Raw genomic sequence first — 18,302 nt, forward strand, 5'->3', positions numbered from 1 at the left:
TGACCGCCGCCGTCACCGCTCGCGCACGCCAAGGTGCTCGTGGCCGGAGCGGTCACCGCGTGGCCGGTGTCAGCCACATGGTCCCCTTCCGTCCCATCGGCCCTTTCCGCCTCCTCAGCCTCCTCCGAAGCGGCTTCGGTCCCCCGCGTCGCGCGGCGTTCGGCGAGCAGCGTCTCCAGCCGGCTCCGCTCGTCCAGCAGCTCCTCGAACCGCTCCTCCTGGGTGCTGACCGCGGCTTCGGCGCGCTCGCGGGCGGCGGCCGCCGTCTCGGCGGCCTCGGACTGCTCCTCCTCGGCTCCCCTGGCCAGGTCGGCGAGGGTGCCCGCCGCCACGCGCGCGGCCTCGGCCCGGTCGAGCTCGGCGGTGCGGTGCCCGGCGAGCAGTGTCAGGTAGGCCCCGCGTTCGAGCAGCTCCTCCGGCCCACCGAACCAGGCCGCCGCCGGGTGCGGTGCCCCGCCCTTGTAAGCGGTGGCGGCATGGCGCGCGGCGGCCAGGCGTGAGTCCTTCCGCCGGGCCCGGGCGGTGGCGGCCCGTTCGTCGGCCGCCTTCCGGCGGGCGGAGACCTCGGCCAGGTGCTCGGCCTCGTGCCGGTAGTCCGCGATCCGCTCCACGGCGGTGCCGCGCAGGTCCTCCAGCTCGGCGCGCAGGACCGCCAGCTCCACGCGCACGTCGCCGAGTTCGGTCTCCTCCGGGGAGTCGGATGTCGCGTGGGCCGCGCCCGACGCGGCGGAGGACAGGACGAGGAGGAGAGCCGTCCCCCATGCGAGAGCGGTGTTGACCGAAAAGTCGCGTCGGATGTCGCGGGAACGCTCGGTTCGGAAGCCGGTACTGACCGTGCGCGGAGATGGGCGCGACGGGGTGCGCATCATCAGTTCCTCCCCGGACCTGCATATACGTCATGTCACGATGTCATGTCGGGTCGGTCGTGATGGGGAGGCTGGGTGCGTGTCCAAATAGTTACCAGGCCTGAATGGGGGTTTTCGGACAGCACGGATGACCTGGGAAGTTGGTCAAAATGTCGACGTACGGGGCAGGATGGGTCCGGATGCGCGTGGATGATCCCGCCGAAGGCCATCAAACGGTCGAAGCGAGTCCTTCTCGCCCATTGGTACGCTATCCACCGCACGCGCACCTAAGAATCCTGTTAGGTGGGCGGCGCCTCTCCTCCCAGGCGAGTCCGGCGGACAGTCTTCCCATCTTCCCCAAACTCCCACCGCTTCCTGATCCGGCGGGCCGCATGGTCCGATCCGATCCCATCCGAGGGCCTCTTCGGTCAGGAGTGGTCAATCCCTGGGTTCAACAGCCGTTCGAGGCGGTGACACGAAAGGTTGCGAGGGTCCGTGTCGACACGAGCGACAGCAAGCGGGGCCAATGCGCAGAGCGGGGCAGCGCAGGCCGAACATGCCGATGCCGCGCCTCGGCGCAGAGCCGACTGGTGGCGGCCACGTAACTGGCGGGTGCGCTCCCGACTGGTGGCCCTCATCGTCATCCCCACAGCCGTGGCCCTCGCGCTCGGTGGTCTGAGGGTCTACGAGTCCACGGACACCACCATCACCCACGCGCACATCGAGGACCGCGCCAACGTCGGTGTCATCATCGTGGAGTTGGCCAACCAGCTCGGTCGGGAACGCTCGGCGAGCGCGGTCTACATCTCCGACGACCCCGATCCCACGCGCCGCTCCGACGAGCTGCGCCAGCGGTTGGAGGAGGAACGCGACGCCTCCCGCGAGCTCCAGACCAGCCTCACGGCCGAGCTCTCCGCGATGGGCGACATGGACGGCAGTCTCGCGCAGACCCGCCTCGACACCATGCTCAGCCAGTTGGACAGCCTGGACTCCCTGCGCAACGAGGTCGACGAGACCCGTGTGACCGTCCTGCCCGTGGTCACGAACTACCGCACGATCTCTCGGTCGCTGCGCGAGTTCAACCAGACCATGGCCGACCAGAGCTCCGACACCGACCTGCGTGAGGCCGTGCGTGCCCTCACCGCGCTGTCCAGCGCGCGCGACCAGCTCTCCTACGAGACCGCGCTGATGAGCCACTCGCTCTCGCGCAACACGATGACCGGTGGTATCGCCGAGGCGATCGAGTCGAGCCGCGCGCGGTACGAGAACGAGCTCTCCAACTTCGTCCAGGCCGCCTCGGTCGAGCAGCGCGCGATCTTCGACGAGAACTTCACCGGCCTGGAGGTCAGCCAGGTCTCCACGATGCGCATGCGCGTCATGTACCGCGCCGAACGCAACGACTCCCTGACCGGTGTGACCTCCAACGACGGTCCCGAGGACTACCAGGAGATCGCCGACACCGCGCTCGACCTCCTCCAGACGGTCGAGAGTGAGATCGCCGGGGCGATCGCGGAGGACGCCGACGAGCTCGGCAACGCGGCCATGATGCGCACCATCACCGACCTCGTCGTCGTCGCTCTGGTCCTCCTCGCGGTGTTCATCCTGACCTCGCTCGTGGTCCGCTCCCTGGTGCGCCCCCTGCGCACCCTGGAAGACGGGGCCCGCCGCATCGCCGAGCGCGACCTTCCCGACGCGATCAACCGGATGCAGGAGGCGGGAAGCGCCCCCGACGTTCGGGTCACCCCGATCGAGGTCGAGACCAACGACGAGATCGGCGAGGTGGCCCGCGCCTTCGACGACGTCCACCGCGTGGCCCTGACGCTGGCCTCCGACGAGGCCGCCCTGCGCAGCAACGTCAACGCGATGTTCGTCAACCTCTCCCGCCGAAGTCAGACCCTGGTGGAACGGCAGCTGCGCCTCATCGACGGTCTGGAGCAGTCCGAGCAGGACGCCGACCGCCTCTCCGACCTGTTCCAGCTGGACCACCTCGCGACGCGTATGCGCCGCAACAACGAGAACCTGCTGGTTCTGTCCGGCCAGGACAACACCCGCAAGTGGGCTCAGCCCGTCCCGCTGGTCGACGTCCTGCGCGGCGCGGTCTCCGAGGTCGAGCAGTACGAGCGCGTCAACGTGCGCGCTCCCTCCCACATCTCCGTGCTCGGCCGTCCGGTCAACGACGTGATCCACCTGGTCGCCGAGCTGGTCGAGAACGCCACGTCGTTCTCGCCGCACGACACCGAGGTCCTGGTCAGCGCCAAGACCCTCGCCGACGGCGGTGTCCAGGTCGATGTCACCGACAGCGGTATCGGTATGGCTCCCGAGGACCTGGCGGCGATCAACGCCCGCCTCGCGGCCCCGCCCGTCATCGACGTCGCGGTCTCGCGCCGCATGGGTCTGTTCGTGGTCTCGCGCCTGGCCCACCGCCACGGCGTCCGACTCACCCTCATGGAGGCCCACGGCGGCGGCACCACCGCCCGCATCATCTTCCCGGCGGACCTGCTCATCACCCCGGTCGAGGGTCAGCACGCCGTCGGCGGCGCCGAGGCCCGCCCCGAGCTGTCCGCCGGCGCGCCCAACACCTACGCCGAGGCCGAGGCGGCCTTCGCCTCCAGCCCCGCGCCCGCCGAGCCCGGCGACCCGTGGCAGGGACAGGACGCCGGGTCCGACCTCAGCTCCCTGGGCGGTCTGCCCAAGCGCCAGCCCGGCGGAAGCCGCGGCGACGAGCACCCGCCGAGCGGCCAGGACCTGTGGGACACCGGCCAGGGCACGGGCGGATCGATGTTCGAGCCGACCAGGGGCGCCGGGACCACGGGGTCGAACGGTTCCGACCTGAACGACGCCCAGCCGGTGGTCGACCCCTACGACGTCTCCGACGAGGAGGAGACCCGGCCCGACGGCACGGGCCGCAGCCTCTTCGACCCCGCTCCCCGTTCCGAGGACGGCGGCGGGTCGGTGTTCGGGGACGGGACGCCCGGCCGCTCGATGGACACCGGTTCGTTCGGCCGTCCCAGCGACACTTCCGCCTTCTCGCGTCCCACGGACACTGGGGCCTTCAGCCGCCCCACGGACACCGGGGCGTTCTCCCGTCCCACGGACACCGGGGCGTTCAGCCGCCCCACCGACACGGGGAGCCACGGGCGTTCCGACGACCGTTCCCAGGACTTCTTCGGGAACCCGACGCCCGCGGCGGACGGCCACGCCGACAACGGCACCGCCTCCGGCAGGGACACCACCGGCGCCCACGAGCGCCCCGCCGCCCCGTCGGGTGAGGACACCGAGTCCTTCCCCGCGGTCTCCTCGGACTGGACCTCGCGCCCGTCGACGCCCGAGCGTCCCGCCGCTCCGTCGTCCAACGACACCGGGAACTGGCGTACGGGCGGCACGGACTCTCGCGAGGGGTACGGGTCGACCGCGTACCTGTCCCGCCGCTACGGGGGCGCCCAGGGGCCGAACAGCACCGTCGTGCCGCCGACCCCGGCGGGTGAGGGTTCCGACTCGCTGCCGATCTTCGACGCCATCGAGTCCAACTGGTTCAAGCGCCGCAGCGGCGGCCCGACGGTGGACGCCACCGAGACCGGACCGATGCGGCAGGTCGACGCGGANCTCCCGCCCTGGTCAGAGCGGTCAGGAAAGCCAGAGCGGCCAGAGTGGCCAAAGCGGCGCTTCGGAGAGCGAATGGCAGTCCGCGGCCGACCGCGGGTGGAAGGCCGCGCGCACCGCGGCTGAGCCGCTCGCAGGTGGTCTGACTACCTCGGGCTTGCCAAAACGGGTTCCCAAGGCAAACCTTGTCCCGGGGACCGCCCCACGACCGGAGAACTTCAAGCAGATGCCCACGCGCAGCGCGGACCGTGTCCGCAACCGCTTCGCGGGCTTCCAGAAGGGCGTCCGGGAAGGGCGGCACCAGCTGGGTGAGGGCTCGACGGAGGGATGACCTCAGTGGAACATGGTGGGACGGGGTCCCCCTTATTCGCGGAAGCCGGATGCAATAGCATCTACCGAGCTTCTCGGACGGGCTACACCCAGCGCTTGACGAGAGTCGAACACCAGACCCCCGGTGGCCGCCCCCTCAGGCGGGACCGGGCAGGACGCAGGAACAGTGCTGTCACATGCCGTGCCGGCGGTAGCAGTGCGGTGAGACCAGCCGGCGAACTTGGACAGGAGATCAGATGAGTCGACAGGTCAATGAGCTCAACTGGTTGATCACTGACTTTGCCGACCGGGTTCCCGATGTCGCCCACGCGATCGTCGTCTCCTCTGACGGCCTTCCGTTGGCTTCGTCGGCGGGCTTCCCGACTGACAGGGCGGACCAGCTGGCGGCCATCGCCTCCGGCCTCTCCAGCCTGACGCAGGGAGCGTCCCGGGTGTTCGAAGGCGGAGCGGTCGCCCAGACCGTCGTGGAGATGGAACGGGGGCTGATGCTCATCATGGCCATCAGCGACGGTTCCTGCCTGGCGGTACTGGCTGCGGCCGAGAGTGATCTGGGTCTGGTCGCGTACGAGATGACCCTGCTCGTCGAGCGGGCGGGGCGGGCGCTGACACCAACGGCGCGCACCTCGGGAATCCACTGATCCACCACCGACAGGAGGAAGTGGTGGCACCTCACAGTAGAGATGCCGGGAGCGCCTCGTGGTTCGGACAACAGCCGAGCGGTCCCTCCACCGGAGGGATCCCGTCTGTGCCGGGCGGCGGAGATGTTCCTCGACCAATCCAACAACCGTATGAACAACGACCCGCGGCGGGGAGCGCGCCCAGTTCACTGGTCCGCCCCTACGCCGTGACCAAGGGCCGCACCAAGCCGAAGTCGCAGCTTCCCCTGGAGGCGCTGATCTCGGCGACGGCGGCGGCCCGTAACGAGTCTGGGACGCTGACGCCCGAGTGGCAGGCGATCAGCGACCTGTGCCGGGAGTGGCGGTCCGTGGCGGAGATCTCCGCCCTCTTGCGGATGCCGCTCGGTGTGGCACGGGTGCTTGTGGCGGACATGTCCGAGCAGGGACTAGTCCAGATCAGGTCTTCGCTGAACAACGACGCCCGTCCCAACACCAACCTGCTTGAAAGGGTGCTCAGTGGACTTCGCAAGCTCTAGCCCAGCCGAGGAAGGCGGTGCTGGGGGGAACGCGATGACGTCGGTCAAGATCGTCGTCGCCGGGGGCTTCGGTGTCGGGAAGACGACATTCGTTGGCTCCGTCTCCGAGATCGTGCCGCTGACCACCGAAGCGGTGATGACCAGCGCCAGCGTCGGGGTCGACGACCTCGCCAAGACGCCGGACAAGCAGACCACCACCGTGGCGATGGACTTCGGCCGTGTCTCCCTCGACTCCGACCTGATCCTGTACCTGTTCGGCACCCCCGGACAGCACCGGTTCTGGTTCATGTGGGACGACCTCGTCAAGGGCGCCATCGGCGCCGTCGTCCTGGTGGACACCCGGCGCCTGGCCGACTGCTTCCCCGCGATCGACTACTTCGAGGAGGCGCGCCTGCCCTTCATCGTGGCGATCAACGGGTTCGACGGTTACTATCCCCACGCCGCGGACGAGGTCCGGGACGCGCTGACGCTCAGCCCCGAGATCCCCATCGTCCAGGTGGACGCCCGTGACCGGGCCTCCACCAAGTCGACGCTCATCACCCTCGTCGAGCACGCCATCACGGTGGGGGACCCCGAGGGCGCGGCAGGGCAGCCCACCTCCACTGGCGGCCAGAACTCCTGGCGCTAGCCACCGGGCCGGGGTCCCGCACAGAGCACGGCCCGGTTCCCGCACGGCGGGGACCGGGCGTCCGTGCTGGCATCATGGGGGAATGAGCTCTCCCTCCCAGCCCGACGCCGAGGCGATGACACAGCGGTTCCGACGGGTGGCCGAACAGGTGCTCGACGCCCTCCTGGAGGACGCGCCCGAATGGGCACTGGAGCTGGGTGACGCCCGAGGGGCGGCCCGACTGTCCGACCACTCCGCCGAAGCCGACGCGCGTCGTATCGCCGTGCTCACCGACGCCCTGGGGTCACTGGACGAGATCGACGGCGACCTGATCCCCGAGGGCGACCTGGTCGACCTGGAGATCCTGCGCGCCAAGGTCAGCGCGGACCTGTGGCACACCGCCGAGCTGCGTCCGCGCACCTGGAACCCCCTGCTCCACTCACCGGGAGAGGCCGTCCACGCGCTGCTGGAGCGCGACTCACTGCCGGTGCCCGACCGGTTGGAGGCGATCGCCGCGCGCTGTGCCGCGCTGCCCGACTACCTCGACACCGCCCGCACCCGGCTCTCCGACGGGCCGGGCATGCCGCGTGTGCACGTGGAGACCGCCCTGGCCCAACTCGGCGGGGCCCGCGCGCTGCTCACGGACGGGATCTCGTCCCTGCTCGCCCAGGAGCCCGCGTTGGCCTCCCGGGTCGACCCCGCGCGCGAGGCCGCCCTCGCGGCGGTCGGGGAGTACGGGGACTGGTTGCGCGACCGGGTCGAGACCGCCACCGCCGACCCCCGGCTGGGCGCGCGCGACTTCGCCGCCCAGCTCTGGTACACGCTGGACTCCGAACTGTCCCCCGAGGCGCTGCTGGTGCGCGCGGAGAGCGACCTGCTCGCCACCGAGGAGGTCATCGCCGAGGTCGCCGCCGAGTACGAGGGGCGCCCCCGCCGCTCCGGCCAGGTCGCCGAAGTGCTCGCCGGACTGGCCGACGCCACCGCCACGGACGCCGACGGGATCCGTCCGGCCTGTGCCGACGCGCTGTCCCACCTGTGGGACCGGGTCCGCGAACTGGACCTGGTCACCGTGCACGACGACCCGGTCCGGATCATCCCGATGCCCGAGTCGCGGCGCGGTGTGTCCGTGGCCTACTGCGACCCGCCGGGGCCGCTGGACCCGAACGCGCGAAACCTGCCCACCCTCGTCGCGGTGGCCCCACCGCCCGGGGAGTGGCCGCGGGCACGCCAGGACTCGTTCTTTCGCGAGTACAACGGCACGATGCTGCGCAACCTCATGGTGCACGAGGCCGTCCCCGGCCACGCGCTGCAACTCGCGCACGCCGCCCGCCACGACGGGGGGACGCGGGTCCGCAACACGCTGTGGAGCGGCACGTTCGTCGAGGGGTGGGCGGTCTACGCCGAGGAGGTGCTCGCGGGCCACGGCTGGGCCGACGGCACCGCCGCGGCGGCGCGCCGCGGCAACCTGGCCCTGCGGCTGATCCAGCTGAAGATGCGGCTGCGGGCGGTCCTCAACGCCGTCCTCGACGTGCGCACGCACACTCGGGACATCACCGAGGCCGAGGCGATCGCCCTGCTCACCGAGCGCGGTCACCAGGAGGAGGGAGAGGCGGTCGGCAAGTGGCGCCGGGCCCAGCTCACCAGCGCGCAGCTGTCGACCTACTACGTGGGCTACACCGAGGTCGCCGAGATCGCCCGCGACCTCGCCGCCCACCGGCCCGGGCTCACCGAGCGAGAGCGCCATGACGCGATGCTCGCGCACGGTTCTCCGCCACCGCGCCACCTGCGCACCCTCCTGGGATTGGAGGGGCCGTACTAGTTTCCCGGGCCTGCGACGCAATCGCTCCCTCTCACGGGCGCCTGCGGCGCGGTGCCCGCCCGTCGCCCTCCACCACCCTCAAAGGACGCCTGCGGCGCGGCACCTTCCCGTTGTGCTCCTATGCTGGGGACGCAGCATCCCATGAGAGACGTGACGAAGGAGGCAGGGGCTCCCTCCCCGGTGCGAGACCGGGGCACCCGCCCCGGAAAACCGATGAGCGGTGTCGAGAACGAGCCCCAGGGCGGGCAGTCCAACCCCCCCGGCGCGGGGACCGGGACCCCCGACGGGTGGGAGCGGCTGTGGACGCCGCACCGCATGGCCTACATCAAGGGCGAGGGCAAGCCCACCGGGTCGGGCCCCGAGGACGGCTGCCCCTTCTGCGCGGCGCCCGGGCTCGATGACGCCGAGGGACTCGTGGTCGCTCGAGGCAAGACCGCTTTCGTCGTGCTCAACCTCTACCCGTACAACAGCGGACACCTGCTCGTGTGCCCCTACCGCCACGTGTCCGCCTACACCGCGCTGGACGAGGACGAGACCGCCGAGGTCGCGGCCCTCACCCAGGCCGGAATCCGCGCGCTCACCGACGCCTACGGGCCCCAGGGGTTCAATGTCGGCATGAACCTCGGTACCGTGGCCGGTGCCGGGATCGCCGCCCACCTGCACCAGCACATCGTGCCCCGCTGGGGTGGCGACACCAACTTCATGCCGGTCATCGGCCACACCAAGATCCTGCCCGAGATGTTGGAACAGACCCGCCGAAAACTGGCCGAGCACTGGCCCGTGGACTAGGTCGTGCGGGGTGGACGCCCCCCGTCGCGCGGCAGAGGACGTGTCCGCCACACACGCCCCCACGCCCAGCCGTCCCGCGCCGCCCGCACCGACGACCGGGCGGCGCGCCACCCCCGCCGGGCGCGGATCCCACCCCCGAGACCGTTCCCGCCCTACCATCACAAGAAGACATGCTGAGAATCCTTCGCCCCATGATCTCCCGGGTCACCACTCCGCTCGGCCGGAGTCTGGCCCGGATCGGCCTTACGCCGAACATCGTCACCGTCATCGGAACAGTGGGGGTCGTCGCCAGCGCCCTGTACTTCTACCCGCGCGGTGAGCTCTACGCCGGATCGGTCGTCATCACCGTCTTCGCGCTCTTCGACATGCTCGACGGCGCGGTCGCCCGAGCCAACGACAGCGCCAGCTCGTTCGGCGCCTTCCTCGACTCCAGCCTCGACCGGGTCGCCGACGCCGCCATCCTCGCCGGGCTCCTGTGGTGGTTCATCGGCGAGGGCGATGAACCCCTGCTCGCGGGTGTCACCCTCTTCTGCCTGATCACCGGGTTCATGGTCTCCTACATCAAGGCCAGGGCCGAGGGGCTCGGCGTCAACTGCGACGTCGGCATGGCCGAGCGGACCGAACGGCTCATCATCATCCTGGTCGCCGCCGGTGTCGGCGGGTTCGGCGTCCCCTACGTCCTGGCGGGCGGGCTGTGGCTGCTCGCGGGCATGACCCTGCTGACCGTGCTCCAGCGGCTCGTGGAGACCCGAGCGCGCCTGAACGAGCTCGACGAGGGTCCCAGGGACGTCGACACCAACGGCGCCAACAGCGGGGCCTGAGCCGCTCCCAGGGAGGACGAGGAAGCACGACGTGGACGAACGCATGGCCGACCTGGCCTACTCGGCCGGGTGGACGATGGTGCGGCGCTCACCCGAACGCGTCGGCCGGGCGGTGTTCGAGCGGATGGCCGACCACGCCTGGCGCAACCACAACGAGGGGACCCGGGGGCTTGAACGCAACCTGCGCCGCCTGCTCGGCCCCAAGGCCACCGACGCGCAGCTGCGCGCGCTCTCCCGTGCCGGGATGCGCTCGTACATGCGCTACTACTACGAGATGTTCCGCCTGCCCGCGATGGACCGCGAACACGTGCTGGCGCACACCCGGCACAGCGGGATCGAGGCTCTGGAGCGAAACCTGAGATCCGGACGCGGCGTCGTCGCGGCCCTGCCGCACATGGGCAACTGGGACCACGCCGGAGCCTGGATCACCATGCGGGGCTTCGCGCTGACCACGGTCGCCCAGCGGCTGAGCCCGGAACGGCTCTTCCAGCGGTTCACCGCCTACCGCGAGTCCCTGGGCATGGAGGTCCTGCCGCTGACCGGTGGCAAGGACGTCGTCGGGACCCTGGCGCGGCGGCTGCGCGCCGGGGGACTGGTGTGCCTGCTGGCCGACCGCGACCTCGGCGGCGGCGGACCCGAGGTCGAGTTCTTCGGCGAACCGGCGCGCATGCCGTCCGGACCGGCGGCCCTGGCCCTCAACACCGGCGCCGCCCTGATGCCCGTCTCCCTGTGGTACGACGGCCCGTACTGGAACATCCGCGTCCACGACGAGGTCCCCGTCGCCTCCGGCGCCACACGCAGTGAACGGATCCGGGCCACCACCCAGGAGCTGGCCCGCGTCTTCCAGAGTGAGATCGCCGCCCACCCGGAGGACTGGCACATGCTCCAGACCGTGTTTAGCGCCGACCACGAGGCCGACCGCCTGGAGCGGGAGCGGTCCGAGGCGCTCCGGCGTCTCGAACGGGGCGCGTGACCGTGGGCATGCGTGTCGGCCTGGTCTGTCCCTACGCCTGGGACGTCCCGGGCGGGGTGCAGCAGCACGTCGGCGACCTGGCCGACGCGCTGACCGGCATGGGCCACGAGGTGTCGGTCCTGGCCCCCGTCGGGGAGGCCGACACCGACCTGCCCGACCACCTGGTGCCGGCGGGCCGCCCCGTCCCCGTGCCCTACAACGGTTCGGTGGCGCGCGTCAGTTTCGGACCGCGCACCGCGGCGCGGGTGCGCCGGTGGATCGACGACGGCGCCTTCGACGTGCTGCACATCCACGAACCCTCGGCGCCCAGCGTCTCCCTGCTGTCGTGCTGGGCGGCCGACGGCCCCATGGTCGCCACCTTCCACACCAGCAACCCGCGCTCCCGGGCGATGTCGGCCGGGTCGGGGGCGCTGCGCTCGGCCATGGAGAAGATCAACGCGCGCGTGGCCGTCTCCGAGGCGGCCCGGCGCACACTGGTCGAACACCTCGGCGGGGACGCCGTGCTCATCCCCAACGGCGTGTCCGTGCGCCGCTTCGCCCACGCCGACCCGCTGCCGGGTTGGCCCGGGGACGGCGGCTCCCTCGCCTTCCTCGGCCGCCTCGACGAACCGCGCAAGGGCCTGGCCACCCTGTTGGAGGCCTTCGCGCTGCTCGCGTCCGAGCGCCCGGGGCTGCGGGTCCTGGTGGCCGGGCCCGGTGACCCCGGACCCGCCCTGGAGTCGGTTCCCGCCGACCTGCGTGACCGGGTCGTCCTCCTCGGACGGCTCGACGACGCCGACAAGGTGCGCGCCTACCACTCCGCCGACGTGTTCTGCGCGCCCAACCTCGGCGGGGAGAGTTTCGGGATCGTCCTCACCGAGGCGATGTCGGCCGGGGCGGCGATCGTCGCCAGCGACATCCCCGCCTTCGCGTCCGTCCTGGACGGGGGCGGGGCGGGCGAGCTCTTCCGCGCCGGCGACCCCGCCCATCTCGCGGAACGGGTCGGAGTGCTTCTGGACGACCCCGCCCGCCGCGCCCGACTGGGCGCCGCCGCACGCCGTGCCGTGCGCGCCTATGACTGGGAGACCGTCGCCGCCGAGATCGTCCGCGTCTACGAGACCGTCCTGATGTGGGGCGGCGCGCCCGCCGCCGGGGTCCGCCTGGACAGCGGCCCCCGCGCCAGTGCGCTGCTGCGCCGCGGGGTGGGGTGATCGGTCCTGGTCGAGGACGTCCTGTTCGTCATCATGGTGGCCGCGGCGGTTCTCGCGCTGGTGCTGGTCGCGTTCTACCTGTCGTGGCGGGCCACCCGGCTGGACCGCCTCCACCACCGTGTGGAGACCACCCGCGCCGCCTTGGACGCGGCGCTGCTGCGACGCGGCTCCGCGGTCCTGGACCTGGTCGCCGCGGACGGCCTGCCACCCGAGCGCGCCCGGGCGCTCGCCGACGCCGCCACCGCCGCGCGCCGGGCACCGGAGACGCAACGCGAACTGGCCGAGAGCGCGCTGTCGCGGGCGCTGCGCGCGGCCGTCGAACCATCCGACGCGTTCGGGGGGCTCCCCGACCACCTGACCGAGGTGGCCAGTGCGGCCCGGCGCGTCCACCTGGCCCGCACCTTCCACAACGACGCCGTGGCCGACACCCGCCGCGCCCGTCGGTCCCGGCTCCCGCGCGCTCTGCGCCTGGCGGGTACGGCACCCCTTCCGGATTTCTTCGAGATCGACGACGAACCCCCCGCGATCCCCCCGCCACCGGCCGGACCCGACACCCTGTAAGGGGCCGACCCGCGAAAACACCGATCTGGCCAAAGTGGTCGGTAGGGGGAGGAACTACGATGGAGTGTCGGTAGACCCAGGGTGCGCGGCGCCGGAGGTATCCGCGGACCCCCGCGTGACCGCCGCCGCCGTTCCGGGCCCTACCCACGCTGTCAACACCTACGGGACGGGAGTCCACCACCGTGGCCACCAACGCATCGAACACCGCCGACAACGCCGTCGGTACGCAGCGCGTCAAGCGAGGCATGGCCGAACAGCTCAAGAACGGCGTCATCATGGACGTCGTCACCCCGGAGCAGGCCAAGATCGCCGAGGACGCCGGTGCCGTCGCGGTCATGGCCCTGGAGCGCGTCCCCGCCGACATCCGCAAGGACGGCGGAGTGGCCCGCATGTCCGACCCGGACATGATCGACGGCATCGTCGAGGCCGTCTCCATCCCGGTCATGGCCAAGGTCCGCATCGGCCACTTCGTCGAGGCCCAGGTGCTGGAGCACCTCGGCGTCGACTTCATCGACGAGTCCGAGGTCCTCACCCCGGCCGACGAGGCCTACCACATCGACAAGTGGGCGTTCACCGTCCCGTTCGTGTGCGGGGCGACCAACCTGGGTGAGGCGCTGCGCCGCATCGCCGAGGGCGCGGCCATGATCCGCTCCAAGGGCGAGGCCGGGACCGGCAACGTCGTCGAGGCCACCCGCCACATGAGGTCGATCCGCGGCGAGATCCGCCGTCTGGGCGGGCTCGACGAGGCGGAGCTGTTCGGCGCCGCCAAGGAGCTGCGCGCACCGTACGAGATCGTCAAGGAGGTCGCGACCCTGGGCAAGCTCCCGGTGCCGCTGTTCTCCGCGGGCGGCGTGGCCACCCCGGCCGACGCGGCGCTGATGCGCCAGCTGGGCGCCGAGAGCGTGTTCGTCGGCTCGGGCATCTTCAAGTCCGGCGACCCGGCCAGGCGCGCCGACGCCATCGTGCAGGCCACCCTGCACTACGAGGACCCGGGCGTCATCGCGCGCGTGTCCCGTGGTCTGGGCGAGGCGATGGTCGGTATCAACCTGGATGACCTGGCCGACTCCGAGCGTTACGCGGGTCGGGGCTGGTAGACCGGCTCCGGGTGGCGGGTCCGCCCGCCACCCGCGCCCGCGTATCGATCGATGACACGACGAGTGAGGCCGTTCTTGACCGCCAGACCCACCATCGGCGTCCTCGCCCTCCAGGGCGACGTCGCCGAGCACCTGCACGTCCTGGAGCAGTTGGACGTGCGGACCGCCAAGGTGCTCGGGCCCGACCAGCTCGACACCGTCGACGCCCTGGTCATCCCCGGAGGCGAGTCCACCACCATGTCCAAGCTGGCCGTCCGGTACGGTCTGCTGGAGCCGCTACGCAAGCGCATCGAGGCGGGGGTGGCNNNNCCGGGATGATCATGCTGGCCGACCGCCTGCTCGGCGGGATCGACGGTCAGGAGACGATCGGCGGCATCGACATGACGGTGCGCCGCAACGCCTTCGGTCGGCAGACCGAGTCATTCGAGGCGGCGGTCCCCCTGGAAGGCGTCGGCGAGGAGCCGTTCGACGCGGTGTTCATCCGCGCGCCCTGGGTGGAGTCGGTGGGGCCGGAGGTGACCGTCTTCGGTCGCGTCCCGGGTACCGACGGTGCCGGTAGGATCGTCGCCGTACGACAGGGCGGCCTGATGGCCACGTCCTTCCATCCCGAACTGACCGGCGACGCGCGCATCCACCGCCTCTTCGTCGACATCGTGAAAGGACACGCATGAGCGGCCACTCAAAGTGGGCCACCACCAAGCACAAGAAAGCCGTCATCGACGCCAAGCGCGGCAAGCTCTTCGCGAAGCTGATCAAGAACATCGAGGTGGCCGCGCGGACCGGTGGTGGAGACCCCGAAGGCAACCCGACGCTCTACGACGCCATCCAGAAGGCGCGCAAGAACTCGGTGCCGCTCGACAACATCGAACGCGCCCGCAAGCGCGGCTCCGGTGAGGAGGCCGGCGGCGCCGAGTGGCAGACCATCATGTACGAGGGCTACGCGCCCGGCGGCGTGGCGATGCTCGTCGAGTGCCTGACCGACAACCGCAACCGCGCCGCCTCCGAGGTGCGCGTGGCCGTGACCCGCAACGGCGGGAACATGGCGGACGCCGGTTCGGTGTCCTACCTGTTCAACCGCAAGGGCGTCGTCATCGTGCCGAAGGAGGGCACGACGGAGGACGACGTGACCCTGGCGGTGCTGGAGGCGGGCGCCGAAGAGGTCGACGACATCGGTGAGGCGTTCGAGATCGTCTCCGAGGCCACCGACATGGTCGCGGTGCGCACGGCTCTCCAGGAGGCGGGGATCGACTACGAGTCCGCCGACACCAACTGGCTGCCCACCATGGAGGTCCCGGTCGACGCCGAGACCGCCAAGAAGGTGATGCGCGTAGTGGACGCGCTGGAGGACTCCGACGACGTGCAGAACGTCTTCACCAACGCCGACATCCCCGACGAGGTCATGGCCGAGATCGGCTGACCCTTCGGCGAACCCACGCCGGTGGCCGCACCCCCGCGGGGGCGCGGCCACCGGCGTTGTGAGCCCCGAACCGAGCACACCGCCGGAGCCACGTGGGGAACCGGCGGTCAATCAGGTGTTCAGGTGCTCGCGCCACCACTCCACCGTCTCCTTCAGGGTGGTCTCCAGGGGGGTCGGTGCCAGGCCGAAGGTCTCCTGGAAGTCCGTGGAGTCGACCACGAAGGGCCGGGTGAACTGGTAGCGGACCTCCTCCATCTCGCGCAGGGTCGGCGAGGCCACACCCAGTGCCCGCACCAGCCAACGCGGCATGACGCTGACGTCGACCGTGTCCAGCCCCGCGATCCGCCCGATCTCCTCGGCCATGTGGCGCGCGCTCACCGGAGGGTTGGAGGGCACGTGCCAGGCGCGTCCGAAGGAGCGCTCGTCGGTACCCGCCATGATCAGGGCCTCGACCACGTCGCCGACGTAGCTCCAGGTGTGCGGCTGGTCGGCGTCGTAGAGGAAGCTCGCCGGCCTGCCCCGGAGCAAACGGGGAACGAACCGCTCACCCAGGTGTGACTGGCTCACGCACCCGGGCCCGTAGTAGTCCCCGCACCGGATCTCGGTCACGCGGAACCGCCCCGCCTCGCTCGCGGCGAGGGCGTCTCGCCACATCCGCGCCCGTGCCAGAGCCTTGGCACCGAGCGGATCGAGGGGGTCGGACTCGCGCATGGGGCCCTTCGGCGGCGCGTACACGTAGAGGTTGCCGAGCAGGACGTAGTCGGCGCCGGTGTCCTGGGCGGCGCCCAGTAGCGCGGCGGCCAGGGGCGGCCAGTCCTCGGGCCAGCGGTGGTAGGGCGGGTTCGCGCAGTTGTAGAGGACGTCGGCCCCGTTGACGATCGTGGTCAGACGTGCCTGGTCGGAGGCGTCGCTCGCGATCCGTTCGACCTCCTGGGGGCCTCGCCCCGAACGGCTGACCAAGGTGACCCGGTGCCCCCTGCGATGGAGCGCGCTGGCCAGCGGTGCTCCGATCTGGCCCGCTCCGACGATGACGTGGTGTCCCATGGCCGTGTGTCCGCTCTTGTGTGGGTGCGCGAATAGGAGATCAGTGATCTCCTTTGAGATCAATGCTCTCTGTTTCGGCGGTACGAGTCAAGAGCAGTGCTCTCGAAAAAGATCGCCGTTCTGTTAGCCTGTCCTCATGAGAGCCAGCCAGACCGCCCGTGAACGCGCCCGCGCCGAACTGACCCGGGAGATCATCGAGGCCGCACGCCGCCACCTGGCCACCGAGGGCGCCGTGGGACTGTCTCTGCGTGCCGTCGCCCGCGAGCTCGGTATGGCCTCCTCGGCCGTCTACCGCTACTTCCCGTCCAAGGACGACCTGCTCACGGCGCTGATCATCGACGGCTACAACGCTCTCGGAGAGGCGGTGGAGGAGGGCGACGCCACTCAGGACAGGGCCGACTTCACCGGAAGGTGGCGGGCCTCATGCCACGCGGCGCGCGCGTGGGCCCTGGCCCACCCGCACGAGTACGCGCTGCTGTTCGGTTCCCCGGTGCCCGGCTACCAGGCCCCGCAGGACACCGTCGGCCCCGCCGTCCGCGACACGGCGGTGCTCGGCCGTATCGCGGCGGAGGCCCACCGCGACGGAGCCCTCGGCGCGGGTGGCGACCTTCCCCCCGTCCCGGAGCCGCTGGAGACCACCCCGATCGTTCGTGAACTGTTCCTCGACAGCCCGGACGAGGTGGTGGCCCGCGCCCTCAGCGCCTGGGCGGGGCTCTACGGCTGGATCGGTTTCGAGGTCTTCGGTCAGTTGGACGGTGTCGTGGGCGACCGGGCGGCCGCCTTCGACCAGCACGTGGCGCGCCTGGGGGCCATGATGGGGCTCACCGGCCCCTGAGGGGACGGCCCGCCCGGATTCGACCCCGTGAGTGCTCAGCGCTGAGGATCTCGGCTCGCCATCCGGACGACCCCGTCGGCGGTGACGTCGAACCCCAGGGCCGGATGGTCGTAGTCGACGCCGCCCTCGGAACCCATCAGGACCGGCTTGCCCAGTCGGCGTCCGATCGCGCACAGGAAGTCGCAGAACACGTCCAGCCGTTCCTGCCCCCGCAACTCCCGCAGATCCACGTCGAAGTCGATCTCCTCCGGTGACATGAACCGGAAGATCGCCAGTACGTCGTCGGTCGGCCACACGCGCAGTTCCGGGCGCCCGGAGCCAGCGAGGCGGGACAGCACGGCCTCCGCCGACGGCGGGGCAGTCACGACGGAGTCCTCGGAGTACCGGTGCCGCCAGCCCCTCTCCACCACCAGGTCGAGGAGCGACTGCCAGTCCCGCGCCGAGGTGTCCGGGACACCGACGTCCGGCAGGGCCCCCATCACCTCGGCGTCGAACAGGTCCTCCACGTCTTCCCAGAGCAATCCGTCCACCCGGTCATGGTGGCACGAGCGGATTCCTCGCCCGCCCACGGAACCCCGGCCTGACCGGTTCCGGCCAACGGGTCCTCGACACGCGTGGGAGGTGTCGAAGCGTGATCGGGCGGTGACGCGGAGGAGTAGAGTGTGGCGCGCTGTCCAGCGCCGATTCCGTGCGCTGCGGCTCCCCTATCCGCAACCGAGGAACCAGTATGAGCACCCCTCCGGAACACCCCCACGATCCCTCCCAGCCCTACGGCCAGCAGCCGCCACAGTATTTCGGGCCGCAGGGGGCGCCTCCCGGCGGTCCCGGGCCCCAGGGATACGCCGGACCCGGGAACCAGCCCTACCCGCCCCAGCCCGGATTCGCGCAGGGGGCACGGCCCTCCGGGAAGGGGTTCCTCGGAGCGCTGTTCGACTTCTCGTTCCGCGATTTCGTCACCCCCAAGATCATCAAGGTGCTGTTCATCCTGTGGCTGGCCCTCATCGGGCTGTTCACGCTGATAGGTGTGGTGAGCTCCTTCATCTCGATGGGCGAGGAACCGTTGCTGGGCATCGTCATGCTCTTCGGCAGCCTGCTCATCGGTGCGATCTACGTGCTGCTGTCCCGCGTCGGGCTGGAGATACTCATCGTGGTCTTCCGGATCAGCGAGGACCTCACCGCGATCCGCAAGCAGCGCGGACTGTAGCCCGAGCCGCGTCACTCGGT

General features: G+C 70.9%; 16 protein-coding genes and 2 pseudogenes. 15 read left to right on the plus strand and 3 right to left on the minus strand.

The genetic code is table 11. The features are described 5' to 3' along the window. Positions 1-869, minus strand: a pseudogene (locus D471_RS40860) (peptidase M15); the annotation flags it as partial. 729 nt (positions 870-1,598) lie between these two features. Between D471_RS40860 and D471_RS34740 the strand changes: the two are divergent. The 13 genes and pseudogenes from D471_RS34740 to D471_RS0116665 all read left to right on the plus strand — a co-directional run bounded on the left by D471_RS34740 (position 1,599) and on the right by D471_RS0116665 (position 15,199). After that, complete coding sequence (locus D471_RS34740; RefSeq protein ID WP_449406568.1) at positions 1,599-4,571, plus strand: nitrate- and nitrite sensing domain-containing protein; 2,973 nt, start codon at positions 1,599-1,601, stop codon at positions 4,569-4,571. A gap of 440 nt (positions 4,572-5,011) precedes the next feature. Continuing rightward, complete coding sequence (locus tag D471_RS0116610; protein ID WP_017599665.1) at positions 5,012-5,413, plus strand: roadblock/LC7 domain-containing protein; 402 nt, start codon at positions 5,012-5,014, stop codon at positions 5,411-5,413. Positions 5,414-5,511: 98 nt separating this feature from the next. Continuing rightward, positions 5,512-5,928: a DUF742 domain-containing protein gene (locus D471_RS0116615; protein ID WP_369974511.1), complete on the plus strand. Its 417-nt coding sequence runs from the start codon at positions 5,512-5,514 to the stop codon at positions 5,926-5,928. Positions 5,929-5,962: 34 nt separating this feature from the next. Beyond that, positions 5,963-6,556 carry a GTP-binding protein gene (locus D471_RS0116620; protein WP_017572034.1) on the plus strand — a complete coding sequence of 198 codons (594 nt, stop codon included), beginning with the start codon at positions 5,963-5,965 and terminating at the stop codon, positions 6,554-6,556. Between the two features lie 82 nt (positions 6,557-6,638). Next, entirely contained in the window at positions 6,639-8,354 is a 1,716-nt protein-coding gene (locus tag D471_RS0116625) for a DUF885 domain-containing protein (RefSeq protein WP_026127793.1), read from the plus strand. A gap of 213 nt (positions 8,355-8,567) precedes the next feature. Further along, positions 8,568-9,143, plus strand: a complete 576-nt coding sequence (locus D471_RS0116630; RefSeq protein ID WP_017599667.1) for an HIT family protein — start codon at positions 8,568-8,570, stop codon at positions 9,141-9,143. Between the two features lie 191 nt (positions 9,144-9,334). Next, on the plus strand, positions 9,335-9,964 hold the full coding sequence (pgsA, locus tag D471_RS0116635; RefSeq protein WP_017599668.1) for a phosphatidylinositol phosphate synthase: 630 nt from the start codon (positions 9,335-9,337) through the stop codon (positions 9,962-9,964). Between the two features lie 31 nt (positions 9,965-9,995). Then, positions 9,996-10,937, plus strand: a complete 942-nt coding sequence (locus D471_RS0116640) for a phosphatidylinositol mannoside acyltransferase (protein ID WP_017599669.1) — start codon at positions 9,996-9,998, stop codon at positions 10,935-10,937. Further along, positions 10,934-12,127, plus strand: coding sequence for a glycosyltransferase family 4 protein (locus D471_RS0116645; RefSeq protein ID WP_017599670.1), 1,194 nt, complete (start codon positions 10,934-10,936; stop codon positions 12,125-12,127). The genes D471_RS0116640 and D471_RS0116645 overlap by 4 nt, the downstream gene beginning before the upstream one ends. Positions 12,128-12,160: 33 nt before the next feature. After that, positions 12,161-12,688: a hypothetical protein gene (locus tag D471_RS0116650; protein WP_017599671.1), complete on the plus strand. Its 528-nt coding sequence runs from the start codon at positions 12,161-12,163 to the stop codon at positions 12,686-12,688. 182 nt (positions 12,689-12,870) lie between these two features. Then, positions 12,871-13,782 carry a pyridoxal 5'-phosphate synthase lyase subunit PdxS gene (gene pdxS / locus D471_RS0116655; RefSeq protein ID WP_017599672.1) on the plus strand — a complete coding sequence of 304 codons (912 nt, stop codon included), beginning with the start codon at positions 12,871-12,873 and terminating at the stop codon, positions 13,780-13,782. Between the two features lie 75 nt (positions 13,783-13,857). Then, positions 13,858-14,453, plus strand: a pseudogene (pdxT, locus tag D471_RS34745) (pyridoxal 5'-phosphate synthase glutaminase subunit PdxT). Then, the gene (locus D471_RS0116665) at positions 14,450-15,199 is read left to right on the plus strand and encodes a YebC/PmpR family DNA-binding transcriptional regulator (protein WP_017599675.1); all 750 of its coding nucleotides are present in this window, start codon (positions 14,450-14,452) and stop codon (positions 15,197-15,199) included. Before pdxT ends, D471_RS0116665 begins: the two are co-directional and overlap by 4 nt. 111 nt (positions 15,200-15,310) lie before the next feature. Here D471_RS0116665 and D471_RS0116670 read toward each other — a convergent pair whose 3' ends face one another. Next, a complete protein-coding gene (locus D471_RS0116670) occupies positions 15,311-16,243 on the minus strand; it encodes an NAD-dependent epimerase/dehydratase family protein (RefSeq protein ID WP_017599676.1) in 933 nt (310 codons plus the stop codon). A gap of 136 nt (positions 16,244-16,379) precedes the next feature. Here D471_RS0116670 and D471_RS0116675 point away from each other — a divergent pair, with 136 nt between their 5' ends. Beyond that, entirely contained in the window at positions 16,380-17,078 is a 699-nt protein-coding gene (locus D471_RS0116675; RefSeq protein WP_017599677.1) for a TetR/AcrR family transcriptional regulator, read from the plus strand. A 35-nt stretch (positions 17,079-17,113) separates the two neighbouring features. Here D471_RS0116675 and D471_RS0116680 read toward each other — a convergent pair whose 3' ends face one another. Then, positions 17,114-17,608, minus strand: coding sequence for a hypothetical protein (locus D471_RS0116680; RefSeq protein WP_017599678.1), 495 nt, complete (start codon positions 17,606-17,608; stop codon positions 17,114-17,116). Positions 17,609-17,805: 197 nt separating this feature from the next. Between D471_RS0116680 and D471_RS0116685 the strand changes: the two genes are divergently transcribed. After that, on the plus strand, positions 17,806-18,282 hold the full coding sequence (locus D471_RS0116685; protein WP_017599679.1) for a DUF4282 domain-containing protein: 477 nt from the start codon (positions 17,806-17,808) through the stop codon (positions 18,280-18,282). The last annotated feature ends 20 nt before the right edge of the window (positions 18,283-18,302 follow it).

The organism is Nocardiopsis lucentensis DSM 44048 (assembly GCF_000341125.1).
Taxonomy (GTDB): Bacteria; Actinomycetota; Actinomycetes; order Streptosporangiales; family Streptosporangiaceae; genus Nocardiopsis; species Nocardiopsis lucentensis.